This window comes from Streptomyces cinnamoneus, assembly GCF_014650495.1.
GTDB classification, from domain to species: Bacteria; Actinomycetota; Actinomycetes; order Streptomycetales; family Streptomycetaceae; genus Streptomyces; species Streptomyces cinnamoneus.
The window spans coordinates 1-11,565 of sequence record NZ_BMVB01000051.1; the positions used below are offsets into that span (position 1 = coordinate 1).

The window sequence follows — 11,565 nt, forward strand, 5'->3', positions numbered from 1 at the left end:
GCGGGGCCGCGCCGCGGCGCGGCTGCGGCGGCTGCTGGCCGCCGCCGGCCTGCTGCCGACGGGCACCGGCGGGGGGCGGCGGGGTGCCGCCCGACTTGCGCGGAGCGAACCAGTCGCTGGTCTTGTCCGGGCGCTCGCCGTCGCCTCCCGTGGCCGACGCGGCCGAACCCGCCGCGGCGGCGGGCGTCTGGGCGGAGGGCTTGGGGCGCACGGGCAGGCCCTCCTTGCGCGCGCCGCTCTCCCTGCGCGCGCCGCCGTCCCTGGCGGGCGCTGCGGGAGCGGCGGGCGCTGCGGGGGCGTCCGGGGCTGCGGCCGCGGCCTCGTCGCCGACGGGCGTCCGCAGGACGACCGGCGGGATGGGCCGCGAGCCCGGGATGTTGATGCGGATCCGCGTCGTCATCGTGGTCTCGGTCTTCGGCTCACCCGGCTTGCCCGAGGAAGCGGAAGCAGCGGATCCGGTCGGTTCCTCGCCGGGGTTGGTCCCGTACGGCGGGGTGCCCGAAGGGTAGGCGGCGCCACCGCGCCCCTGGGGCCCGGAGGACGAACTGTCAGATGCACGGCTCAAAGCAGGTTCTCCCGGATACTCTTTGCCGCCCTCGTGACCTCGCTTTGGGTCGCCCATCGCCGGAGGCCAGGGGAGGCTCGGCGGCGCGCACCACCATACTGGGCACCACGGGCCCGTATTCGACGACCGCTGTTTCCCTCCCCCGGCCGGTGGAGAGCAGTCAGGTAAAAATCGTCACGTCACTTGCCAAGTCGGGCCGAAGGCCCGTCCGGTTGCGGCAGCTTCGGGACAGTGGCGCACATCACAGCGAAGGCCATTCCTCCCAACAGAAAGGCATATGACCCGATTCCGGCCTCGAAGAGGAAGTCCCCCTCCGGCCGGTTGGCGGCCAGCACGATCACGGCGATGAGCCACCCGAGGCCGGCGGCCCCGCCGCCCGCTCTGCTCCCGGTGGCCACGACCGCCCCGTAGCACAGGCCGCCGAGGCCGAGCAGGGCCAGCAGCAACCCGGCGGGGAACCACCCGCCTTGTACGAGCGATCCGGCCACCCCGGTCAGGAAGCCCAACGCGACCAGCCCGGCGTACGCGCACAGCCGCCCGATGCCGACCGGCTTCAGCAGTCCGCCGCCCATTCCGCCCGTTCCGTTCATGCGTCCACTCCCGCGAAGAGGTCGTCCTCGCGCACGGCGCCGGCCCGGCCCCGGACGAGCTTGTAGTACTCGGTGGGGAACAGCGGTTGCCCCAGGTCGTTGGAGAGCGCGAAGAACGGCCCGTCCACGGCGATCTGCGTGGCATGGGCACGCATCGCGGCGGCCTTGGCGGGTGCGAAGGCGGAGGTGTCGACGGCCGCGGTGACCTCCTCGTCGGGCACCACGCCCGGCACGTCCGCGGGCGAGGCGATGCCGGGGAAGAGGTCGCCCTCGCGACCGGCCTCGTGCAGCCGCTCGAAGCCCGCCTCCACCACCGAGCGCGGGACGCAGTTCCAGTAGACCTTCGCGATCTGGTGCGGCTCGCCGAGGTCCCGGCGGAACGCGGGCTCGGCGGCGAGCTCCACGGCCCGCATGGCGACGCGGTGCGCCTGGATGTGGTCGGGGTGGCCGTAGCCGCCGTCGGGGTCGTAGGTGACCAGCACCTGGGGCCGCACCTCGCGGATCACCTCGACGAGGGATGCGGCGGCCTCGTCCACGTCGGCCCGCCAGAAGCACTCGGGGCGGTCGTTCTGCGGCCCGCCCATCATGCCGGAGTCGCGGTACCGCCCGGGGCCGCCGAGGAAGCGGTGGTCGGTGACGCCCAGCTCCGCCATGGCGGCGGCCAGTTCGCCCAGCCGGTGCGCGCCGAGGGTGTTGTCCCGGTCCGCGGCGAGGTGTCTGAGGGCGGGCGGGATCACCTCGCCCTCCTCGCCCAGGGTGCAGGTCACGAGCGTGACGTGGGCACCCTCGGCGGCGTACTTGGCCATGGTCGCGCCGTTGTTGATCGATTCGTCGTCGGGGTGCGCGTGCACCAGGAGCAGCCGGCGGCCGGGAAGGTCGGTCATGACACCAGCCTACGAGTCGTACCGGCCCGCCGGAGCGCCGCCCGGGCGCCCCGGCCCCTGCCGCGTCCGGCCGCTCAGAACTTGATGTTGTTGATCATGCCGGCCACGCTGGTGCTCAGCTGGTTGAGCGTCGGGGCGATCGACGAACTCGCGAGGTAGAAGCCCAGCAGCACGCAGACCACTGCGTGCCCGGCCTTCAACCCGGACTTCCGGACCAGCAGGAAGACGATGATCGCCAGCAGCACCACCGCCGAAATCGAAAGTGCCACAGCGGCTCACCTCCAGGAACGTGCGGTCGGAAGGACGGCATACGAATGCCCGGACGGGGCATACGACGCCAGGGAGTCATACCCACTATGCGCGAGCGATCATAACTTTCCGTGCGTGCGCATGACTCGGTGCACGGGCGCAAACACGGGGCGCACGGCGAGTTCTCGCCGTCTTGGGTGAACCCGGTGGTAAGGCCCGTAGGCTCGCCGTATGACCGGACAGCTCTCGTTTCCTCGGCAGCACGCCCGCACCCAGCGCTTCTCCCTCGGAGTGCCCCGTTCGTTCGGCGTGTCGCCGGACGGTTCGCGCGTCACCTTCCTGCGGTCGCGCGGCGGCACCGACCGGGCCAACGTGCTGTGGGTGCTCGACCTCGACACGGGACGGGAGTACCCGGCCGCCGACCCGGCGGCCCTGCTGGGCGGTGCGGACGAGGAGCTGTCCGCCGAGGAGCGGGCGCGCCGCGAGCGCAGCCGGGAGGGCTCGGCGGGCATCGTCGGCTACGCGGTGGACCGCGCCGCGGAGTTGGCCGCTTTCGCGCTGTCCGGGCGGCTGTGGGTGACCGGGCTGCGCAGCGGTACGGCGCGCGAACTGCCCGTGCCGGGCCCGGTGGCCGACCCCCGGCCCTCCCCCGACGGACGTCACGTGGCCTACGTGGCGGGCCGTGCCCTGCGGGTCGTGTCGGCGGACGGCGGCGGGGACCGGGCCCTGGCCGAGCCGGACGGCGCCACCATCACCTGGGGACTGGCCGAGTTCATCGCCGCCGAGGAGATGCACCGGCTGCGCGGCTTCTGGTGGTCCCCCGACAGCGATGCGCTGCTGGCCGCGCGCGTGGACGACGCGCCCGTGCAGCGCTGGTGGATCGCCGACCCGGCCCACCCGGGCAGCGCGCCCGCCGAGGTGGCCTACCCGGCGGCCGGCACCCCCAACGCCGCCGTCTCGCTGTCCCTGCTGCGCCTGGACGGCTCGCGGACCGACGTCGTGTGGGACCGCGAGCGCCACCCCTATCTGGCGCGTGTGCACTGGTCGGCGGACGGCCCTCCGGTGCTGCAGGTGCAGACCCGCGACCAGCGGGCGCAGGAATACCTCGCCGTGGACACCACGACGGGAGCCACGCGCCTCCTGCACGCGGACGAGGACCCGAAGTGGCTGGAACTTTTCGATGGCGTGCCCGCGTGGACGCCCGACGGCCGGCTCGTGCGCATCGCGGACGAGGGAGGGGCCCGGGTCCTGGTGGTGGGCGACCGGGCGCTGACGGGCCCGCAGCTGCACGTGCTCTCCGTCCTGGACGTCGCGGAGGAGGACGTGCTGGTCGCCGCCTCCGCCGGAGCCGGTGCCGCGGACGCGGAGACCGGCGAGGCACACGTGTACCGCGTCAACGAGCTGGGGGTGGAGCGCGTTTCGGACGGGCCGGGGCGTCATTCGGCGGTGCGTTCGGGGGCGGTGACGGTGCTGGCGTCGACGTGCCTGGACCGGCCGGGGACGGAGGTGCGGGTGCTGCGCGAGGGCAAGCAGGTCGCCACCGTGCCGTCGCATGCCGAGACGCCGGTGCTGACCGCCCGGGCCCGGCTGACCCGGGCCGGCGACCTCGGCATCCCCTGCGCCGTGCTGCTGCCGTCGGGCTACCGCGAGGGCGACGGTTTGCTGCCGGTGCTCATGGACCCCTACGGAGGACCGCACGGCCAGCGCGTGGCCGCCGCCCACAACGCGTACCTGACGTCGCAGTGGTTCGCCGACCAGGGATTCGCCGTGGTCGTCGCCGACGGCCGGGGCACCCCGCACACCTCTCCCGGCTGGGAGAAGGCCGTCCACGAGGACTTCGCCGGCGTCACGCTGGACGACCAGGTCACGGCGCTGCAGGCGCTGGCCGCGGACCATCCCCTGGACCTGGGCCGGGTCGCCATCCGCGGCTGGTCCTACGGCGGCTACCTCGCGGCGCTGGCCGTCCTGCGCCGCCCGGACGTCTTCCACGCAGCCGTCGCGGGTGCCCCGGTCACCGACTGGCGGCTGTACGACACCCACTACACCGAGCGCTACCTGGGCCTGCCGCAGGAGAACGCCGCGGTGTACGCCCGCAACGCCCTGGTGACCGACGAGGGGCTGTCGTCGCCGGCCTCCCCCACCCGTCTGCTGATGATCGTCCACGGTCTGGCCGACGACAACGTGGTCGCGGCCCACACCCTGCGGCTGTCCTCGGCGCTGCTCGCGGCGGGCCGGCCGCACGAGGTGCTGCCGCTGTCCGGGGTGACGCACATGACGCCGCAGGAGGAGGTCGCCGAGAATCTCCTCCTGCTCCAAGTCGACTTCCTCAAGCGGTCCTTGGGCATGAGCTGATTCCCGCAGACCCTTTGGTGTGGTCCGTGGCGCGGCGTGCTTGACGGCCTGTCAAGCACGCCGCCACCTCGATCTGCACAACCTTCGCTCAAGATGCCGCAGAAGGCCGCATCGTCCATCGCAGCCCCCTTGACTGCACTGTGCCCGCGTTGCGAAAGTCCGGCTCAGCCCAACCGCGTTCGCAGGGGCCGCGAGGGCCGACGAGACCACAGTGCGGGGGATCTGCGCGATGACGAGTGCTTCCCGGACACCTTCCCAGACACCGCCCGCCGTCCCCTCCGGGGCCGCGGAGGGCGGCGGGCCCGCCGCGCCGGAGGGCCGGTCGCCCGGCCAGCTGATGTGGCGGCGCTTCAAGCGCGACCGCCCCGGCGTGGTCTCCGCCTGCGTCGTGGCCTTCTTCTTCCTCGTCGCCCTCGCCGCGCCCCTGATCTCGAAGGTCTACGGCAAGGACCCGACCACCACCTACGGGATCGACCGGCCGGGCCTGCTGAACGAGTTCGGCTACCCGGTGAAGCCCAACGGCGGGATCTCCGGTGACTTCTGGTTCGGCATCGAGCCGACCCTGGGCCGGGACGTGCTCACCCAGCTCGTCTACGGCATCCGCACCTCGCTGCTGATCGCGGCCGCCGCCACGGTGCTGTGCGTGCTGACCGGCATCCTGATCGGGGTGACCGCCGGCTACGTGGGCGGCAGGACCGACTACTTCCTGGGCCGGTTCATCGACCTGCTGCTGGCCTTCCCGAGCCAGCTGTCGTTCATCGCCTTCACGCCGGTCGTCTACTCCCTCTTCGTGAGCCCGAACAAGGAGACCCCGACCTACCTGCGGGTGCTCACCCTGATCCTGGTGCTGTGGGTGCTGGGGTGGATGGGCATGGCGCGGCTGCTGCGGGGCCAGGTGCTCAGCCTGCGGGAGCGGGAGTTCGTCGAGGCGGCGAAGGTCACCGGCGCCTCCCCGTGGCGGATCATCACCAAGGAGCTGCTGCCCAACCTGTGGACGCCGATCCTCGTGCAGTCGACGCTGATGCTGCCCACGATCGTGACCATCGAGGCGGGGCTGTCCTTCATCGGCGTGGGGATCCTGGAACCCACCCCGGACTGGGGCCGGATGTTCGCCAACGGCGCCCACTACTACGAGAGCGACATCACCTACATCTTCTTCCCCGGGCTGGCGATGATCGCCTTCGTCGTCGCCTTCAACCTCCTGGGGGACTCGGTCCGGGACGCCTTCGATCCCCGGACCGCGCGCTGAGCGCGCCCTCGCACGTCGTCCACGACCGGCAGCCGGCAGGCAACCGACAGGCAGGTGCACCCATGACTTCCGCGACGATGTTCCTCAGGCGCAGAGCCCGGCTCAGTGCCGCGGCCCTGGCGGCAGGGGCCCTGGTGCTCTCCGCGTGCAGCAGCGGAGGGGGTGGGGGCGGCGACGGGGACAAGCAGAGCCAGGGGCCGGGCGAGGACAAGACCACCTCGGCCAACTACTCCATCGGCACCAAGGCCGACTCCGCCGGACCCGCCCCCGAGGTGTCCGGCGCGAAGAAGGGGGGCACCGTCGGGGTGCTCCAGCGCGACGCCTTCAACCACCTCGATCCGGGCCAGATCTACTACTCCGACGTCCTGACGAACCAGATGCTGTACAACCGCACCCTCACGTCCTACAAGGTGGACGACAAGGGCCGGGTCAAGGTCGTCGGCGACCTGGCCACCGACGCCGGCACCGCCTCCGACGGCGGGAAGACGTGGAAGTTCACGCTCAAGGACGGGCTGAAGTTCGAGGACGGCTCGCCCATCACGTCGAAGGACGTCCGCTGGGGCATCGAGCGGCTCTACGCCCCCTTCGAGACCGACGGCCCGCTCTACATCCCCCAGTGGCTCTCCGGCGACGGCAACGCCTTCCGCAAGGCGCTGCCGGAGGGACCGTACGACGGGAAGCACCTGCCCGCCTCCGTGCTGGACACCCCCGACGACAAGACGGTGATCTTCCACTTCGCCAAGCCGCACGCGGACACGCCCTTCGCCACGGCGATGCCGAACATCGGCCCGGTCAAGGCCGAGAAGGACACCAAGCAGAAGTACGACAACGCACCCTTCTCCTCCGGCCCGTACAAGGTCGCCGACTACAAGGTCGGCAAGTCGCTCACGCTCGTGCGCAACGAGCACTGGGACCCGAAGACGGATCCGGTCCGCCATCAGTACCCCGACAAGTTCGAGATCAGCTTCGGTCACCAGTTCGCGGACTCCACCCGCCGCTTCCTCGCCGACCAGGGCGCCGACAAGAACGCCATGTCGTTCTCCAACGCCGTGGCCCCGGAGATGACGGAGAAGGTGCTGGGCCAGTCCGACACCAAGGCCCGTCGCTTCGTGGAGATCCAGCCCTACGTCGACTACATCAGCTTCAACATGGACCGGCTGGGGGACGTCCGGGTCCGCAAGGCCCTCGCCCTCGCCATGCCCAACGGGCAGATCGTGCAGCAGATGGGCGGCGCGACGGCCGGCCTGCTGGCCACCAACTACCTCTCCCCCGCCATGGACGGCTACCGGCCCACCGACCCGTTCGGGAAGAAGAAGAGCCCGGCCGGTGACCCGGAGAAGGCCAAGCAGCTGCTGACGGAGGCCGGCAAGGTCGGCCAGGAGATCGTCTACGCCTACGCCAACACCGACGTCCAGCAGAAGGTGGCCGTGGTGGTCACCCAGGCCCTGGAGCGGGCGGGCTTCAAGGTGCAGAAGAAGGAGGTCGACTCCAACACCTGGCGGACCGCGATCGCCGAGGTGAAGAACCAGTTCGACATCTACCGCACCTCCTGGGGCGCGGACTGGCCCGTCTCCTCCACGGTCGTCCCGCCGCTCTTCGACGGCCGGCAGATCGCCGACGGCGCCCAGAACTACAGCCACCTCAACAACAGCAAGATCGACGCGGAGATCGACCGCATCAGCGCGATCCCCGACGTGAAGCAGGCCGCACCCGAGTGGCAGAAGCTGGCCGACCGGATCCTCACCGACGAGGTCGCGGGCGTACCGGTCTTCTACAACCGGCAGTTCTCCCTGTGGGGCTCGAACCTCGGCGGGGTCAAGTACCACCCGGTCTACGGGACCGCCGACCCGACCGGAGCGTTCGTGAAGTAGCGCGCGCCGCTCGGCGCGCCACCGGGCCGGGCCACCAGCGCCCGGCCCGGCCACCTTGCCCGCCACCCGGTGAGCGCCACTGCCGGGCAGACGCCTCCCGGAACGTCCATGCTGAGATTCCTCCTCCGCCGCTCCCTGGGCGCGATCGTCATCGTCCTGCTGATCAGCGCGATCACGTTCTTCCTCTTCTTCGCCCTGCCCTCCGAGCCCGCCCTGATGTCCTGCGGCAAGAACTGCACCCCGGACGCCATCGCGGTCATCAACAAGAACCTGGGCCTCGACCAGCCGGTACCCGTCCAGTACTGGCACTACATGTCGGGCATCGTCACCGGCCGCGACTTCACCGTCGGCCACTGCCCGGCGCCCTGCTTCGGCTACTCGTTCTCCAACCAGCAGCCGGTCTGGGGCACCATCGTGGACCGCTTCCCGACCACCTTGTCCATCACCCTGGGCGGCGCCGCCGTCTTCCTGACCGTCGGGGTGGGCATCGGCATGCTCGCCGCCGCGTTCCGCGGCACCTGGATCGACAAGTTCTTCAGCTCCCTGTCGCTCATCGGCAACGCCCTGCAGATCTACTTCGTGGGTGTCATCGCGCTCGCCGTGTTCGTCAGCGGCCTGCACTGGATGGACAACCCCGCCTACCACCCCATCACCGAGAACCCCGTGAAGTGGTTCACCGGCATGCTCATCCCCTGGCTGGTGCTCTCCATCATCTTCATCGCCAACTACAGCCGGATGACCCGCTCCCAGATGATCGAGCAGCTCGCCGAGGACCACGTGCGCACCGCCCGCGCCAAGGGCCTGTCCCGGCGCACCGTGTTCTTCCGCTACGCCTGGCGGGGCGCGATGGCGCCCATCGTCACCATCTTCGGCATCGACCTCGGATCGCTCTTCGGCGGCGCCATCATCACCGAGTTCACCTTCAGCCTGCACGGGCTGGGCCGGCTCGCGGTCTCCTCGGTGAGCGAGACGGACCTGCCCACCCTGATGGCCGTGATGCTCGTCGGCTGCACGGCGATCGTCGTCGCCAACATCGTCGTCGACGCCGCCTACGCCTTCATCGATCCGCGCGTGCGGCTCGCCTAGCCGTCAGGAGAGTGCAGTTGACCCCCTTCCTGTCCGTACGGGACCTGTCCGTACGCTTCGCCACCGAGGACGGCACCGTGCAGGCCGTCGACGGCCTTTCCTTCGGCCTGGAGCGCGGCCGTACGCTCGGCATCGTCGGCGAGTCCGGCTCGGGCAAGTCCGTCACCAGCCTGGCCGTGCTCGGCCTGCACGACCCGCGGCGGACCACGATCCGCGGGGAGATCCTGCTCGACGGCCAGGAGCTGACCGGTGCCCCGGAGCCGGTGCTGGAGAAGCTGCGCGGCGACACCATGGCGATGGTCTTCCAGGATTCGCTCACCGCCCTCTCCCCGTACTACACCGTCGGCCGGCAGATCGCCGAGCCCTTCCGCAAGCACACCGGGGCCTCCCGGCGGGACGCCCGGCTGCGGGCGATCGAGATGCTGGAGAAGGTCGGCATCCCCAACGCCGCGCTGCGGGTGGACGACTATCCGCACCAGTTCTCCGGCGGCATGCGGCAGCGCGCGATGATCGCCATGGCGCTGGTCTGCGATCCCGAGCTGCTGATCGCCGACGAGCCGACGACCGCCCTCGACGTCACCGTGCAGGCCCAGATCCTCGACCTGCTCAAGGACCTGCAGCAGCAGACGGGTTCGGCGATCGTCCTCATCACGCACGACCTGGGCGTCGTCGCCAACACCGTCGACGAGCTGCTGGTGATGTACGCCGGCCGGGCCGTCGAGTACGGCACGGTCCGCGAGGTGCTGCGCGAGCCCCGGCATCCGTACACCTGGGGGCTGCTGGGCTCGATGCCCCGGCTCGGCTCCGACGTCGAGGAGCCGCTGAGCCCCATTCCCGGCACGCCGCCGAGCCTGCTGGCGCCCCCGCCCGGCTGCCCGTTCCACCCGCGGTGCGCCTTCACGGCCGAGGTGGGCGGCGAGCGGTGCGCCACCGAACGGCCGGAGCTGCCGGACGGGCGGGGCGGCGCCTGTCACCTGAGCGCGGAACGCAAGCGGAGCATCTTCACCGGGCAGATCAAGCCCCGGCTGGGCTGAGGAGCGGGAGCCATGAGCGACATCCTGGTGGCCGAGGGGCTGACCAAGCACTTTCCGATCACGGGCGGCTTTCCGGTCAGGCGGAAGGTCGGGGCCGTGCAGGCCGTGGACGGCATCGACCTGACCGTACGGGCCGGGGAGAGCTTCGGCCTGGTCGGCGAGTCCGGCTGCGGCAAGTCCACGACGGGGCGGCTGCTGACCCGGCTGCTGGAGCCGACCGCCGGGCGCGTCCTCTACCGGGGCGAGGACATCACCCATGCGGGGCGCAAGCAGCTCGCCCCGATCCGCTCCGAGATCCAGATGATCTTCCAGGACCCGTACTCGTCGCTCAATCCGCGGCAGACCGTAGGGAAGATCATCTCGGGTCCGATGGAGATCAACGGCATCGCGCCGCCGGGCGGCCGCGAGGCGCGCGTCCGGGAGCTGCTGGAGACCGTCGGCCTCAACCCCGAGCACTACAACCGCTTCCCGCACGAGTTCTCCGGCGGCCAGCGGCAGCGCATCGGGGTGGCGCGGGCGCTGGCGCTCGAACCCAAGGTGATCGTCGCCGACGAGCCGGTCTCCGCCCTCGACGTCTCCATCCAGGCGCAGGTGGTCAACCTGCTGCAGCGGCTGCGCCGGGAGCTGGGCATCGCGTTCCTCTTCATCGCGCACGACCTCGCGGTCGTGCGGCACTTCTCGCAGCGCGTCGCCGTGATGTACCTCGGCAAGATCGTGGAGGTGGGCGAGCGCGACGACATCTACGAGCGCCCGCGCCACCCGTACACGCACGCGCTGCTGTCGGCGGTGCCGGAGGCGGCGGACCTCGGCGCCGCCGGGGAGGCGCCCCGCGAGCGCATCCGGCTGGCGGGCGACGTCCCCTCCCCCGTCAGCCCGCCGAGCGGCTGCCGCTTCCGGACGCGGTGCTGGAAGGCGCGCGAGCGCTGCGCGACGGAGGAGCCGCCCCTGCTCCGCGCGGAGGGCAGCCGCGAGGGGCACCTGTCGGCGTGCCACTTCCCGGAACCGCCGACGGTCGCCCGCGACGCGAAGGTCATCCTGGACCCGGCCCTGCGGGCCGCCGAAGGCGACTGACCCGGGGCCTGCGCCCCGCCCCACGTCCTTCTACGCCCCACGTCCTTCTACGGTGCACCGTCGGCTTCGGTGGGGACCACGTGCCGTTCCTCCGCGTAGTGGCAGGCCGAGACGTGGGCGGAGGGCCCGCCGCCCTCCCGGAACCAGTCCGGGATTTCGAGCGGCGGCACGATCCGGGCGCACTTCTCCTTCGCCTTCCAGCAGCGCGTACGGAAGCGGCAGCCGCTGGGCGGGTGCGCCGGCGAGGGCACGTCGCCCGCCAGCAGGATGCGCTCCCGCCGCTCGCGCGCCGCCGGGTCCGGCACGGGGACGGCGGAGAGCAGGGCCTGGGTGTAGGGGTGGGTGGGGTGTTCATAGATCTGGGCGTCCGTGCCGACCTCGGCCAGTTTGCCGAGGTACATCACCGCGACCCGGTCGCTGATGTGCCGCACCACCGACAGGTCGTGCGCGATGAACACGTAGGACAGCCCGAACTCGCGCTGCAGCTTCTCCAGCAGGTTGACCACCTGGGCCTGCACGGACACGTCGAGGGCCGACACCGGCTCGTCGCAGATGATGATCTCCGGGTTGAGCGCCAGGCCGCGGGCGATGCCGATGCGCTGCCGCTGACCGCC

Annotated in this window: 10 protein-coding genes and 1 pseudogene; 6 read left to right on the forward strand and 5 right to left on the reverse strand. The window is 71.4% G+C overall.

The features are described 5' to 3' along the window. The 4 genes and pseudogenes from IE182_RS31175 to IE182_RS31190 all read right to left on the reverse strand — a co-directional run. Nucleotides 1-400, reverse strand: a pseudogene (locus IE182_RS31175) (hypothetical protein); the annotation flags it as partial. 344 nt (nt 401-744) lie between these two features. Further along, nucleotides 745-1,155, reverse strand: coding sequence for a DUF6113 family protein (locus IE182_RS31180; protein WP_229845287.1), 411 nt, complete (start codon nt 1,153-1,155; stop codon nt 745-747). Next, a complete protein-coding gene (gene mshB / locus IE182_RS31185) occupies nt 1,152-2,039 on the reverse strand; it encodes an N-acetyl-1-D-myo-inositol-2-amino-2-deoxy-alpha-D-glucopyranoside deacetylase (RefSeq protein WP_190113359.1) in 888 nt (295 codons plus the stop codon). Before mshB ends, IE182_RS31180 begins: the two co-directional genes overlap by 4 nt. Before the next feature lie 74 nt (nt 2,040-2,113). Then, nucleotides 2,114-2,308 (reverse strand): hypothetical protein, encoded by a 195-nt coding sequence (locus IE182_RS31190; RefSeq protein WP_190113360.1) that lies wholly within the window; start codon nt 2,306-2,308, stop codon nt 2,114-2,116. A gap of 211 nt (nt 2,309-2,519) precedes the next feature. Here IE182_RS31190 and IE182_RS31195 point away from each other — a divergent pair, with 211 nt between their 5' ends. From IE182_RS31195 to IE182_RS31220, 6 genes are all read left to right on the forward strand, one after another. Beyond that, nucleotides 2,520-4,640 carry a S9 family peptidase gene (locus IE182_RS31195; RefSeq protein WP_190113361.1) on the forward strand — a complete coding sequence of 707 codons (2,121 nt, stop codon included), beginning with the start codon at nt 2,520-2,522 and terminating at the stop codon, nt 4,638-4,640. Between the two features lie 229 nt (nt 4,641-4,869). Further along, nucleotides 4,870-5,889, forward strand: coding sequence for an ABC transporter permease (locus IE182_RS31200; RefSeq protein ID WP_190113362.1), 1,020 nt, complete (start codon nt 4,870-4,872; stop codon nt 5,887-5,889). A gap of 62 nt (nt 5,890-5,951) precedes the next feature. Next, a complete protein-coding gene (locus IE182_RS31205; RefSeq protein ID WP_190113363.1) occupies nt 5,952-7,760 on the forward strand; it encodes an ABC transporter substrate-binding protein in 1,809 nt (602 codons plus the stop codon). Between the two features lie 108 nt (nt 7,761-7,868). Further along, the gene (locus tag IE182_RS31210; RefSeq protein WP_190113364.1) at nt 7,869-8,846 is read left to right on the forward strand and encodes an ABC transporter permease; all 978 of its coding nucleotides are present in this window, start codon (nt 7,869-7,871) and stop codon (nt 8,844-8,846) included. 17 nt (nt 8,847-8,863) lie between these two features. Next, on the forward strand, nt 8,864-9,880 hold the full coding sequence (locus tag IE182_RS31215; RefSeq protein WP_229845288.1) for an ABC transporter ATP-binding protein: 1,017 nt from the start codon (nt 8,864-8,866) through the stop codon (nt 9,878-9,880). A 12-nt stretch (nt 9,881-9,892) separates the two neighbouring features. Then, nucleotides 9,893-10,951 carry an ABC transporter ATP-binding protein gene (locus IE182_RS31220; protein ID WP_190113366.1) on the forward strand — a complete coding sequence of 353 codons (1,059 nt, stop codon included), beginning with the start codon at nt 9,893-9,895 and terminating at the stop codon, nt 10,949-10,951. Nucleotides 10,952-10,998: 47 nt separating this feature from the next. On the opposite strand, the gene IE182_RS31225 is transcribed toward IE182_RS31220, so the two are convergent. Next, nucleotides 10,999-11,565, reverse strand: a 567-nt coding sequence (locus IE182_RS31225) for an oligopeptide/dipeptide ABC transporter ATP-binding protein (RefSeq protein WP_190113367.1), incomplete at its 5' end; no start/stop codon positions are given.

Excerpts from the sequence above, each read along its gene's own strand:
- IE182_RS31180 (WP_229845287.1), bottom strand. The coding sequence starts at position 1,155 with ATGAACGGAACGGGCGGAATGGGCGGCGGACTGCTGAAGCCGGTCGGC.
- mshB (WP_190113359.1), bottom strand. The coding sequence starts at position 2,039 with ATGACCGACCTTCCCGGCCGCCGGCTGCTCCTGGTGCACGCGCACCCC.
- IE182_RS31195 (WP_190113361.1), top strand. The coding sequence starts at position 2,520 with ATGACCGGACAGCTCTCGTTTCCTCGGCAGCACGCCCGCACCCAGCGC.
- IE182_RS31200 (WP_190113362.1), top strand. The coding sequence starts at position 4,870 with ATGACGAGTGCTTCCCGGACACCTTCCCAGACACCGCCCGCCGTCCCC.
- IE182_RS31205 (WP_190113363.1), top strand. The coding sequence starts at position 5,952 with ATGACTTCCGCGACGATGTTCCTCAGGCGCAGAGCCCGGCTCAGTGCC.
- IE182_RS31210 (WP_190113364.1), top strand. The coding sequence starts at position 7,869 with ATGCTGAGATTCCTCCTCCGCCGCTCCCTGGGCGCGATCGTCATCGTC.
- IE182_RS31220 (WP_190113366.1), top strand. The coding sequence starts at position 9,893 with ATGAGCGACATCCTGGTGGCCGAGGGGCTGACCAAGCACTTTCCGATC.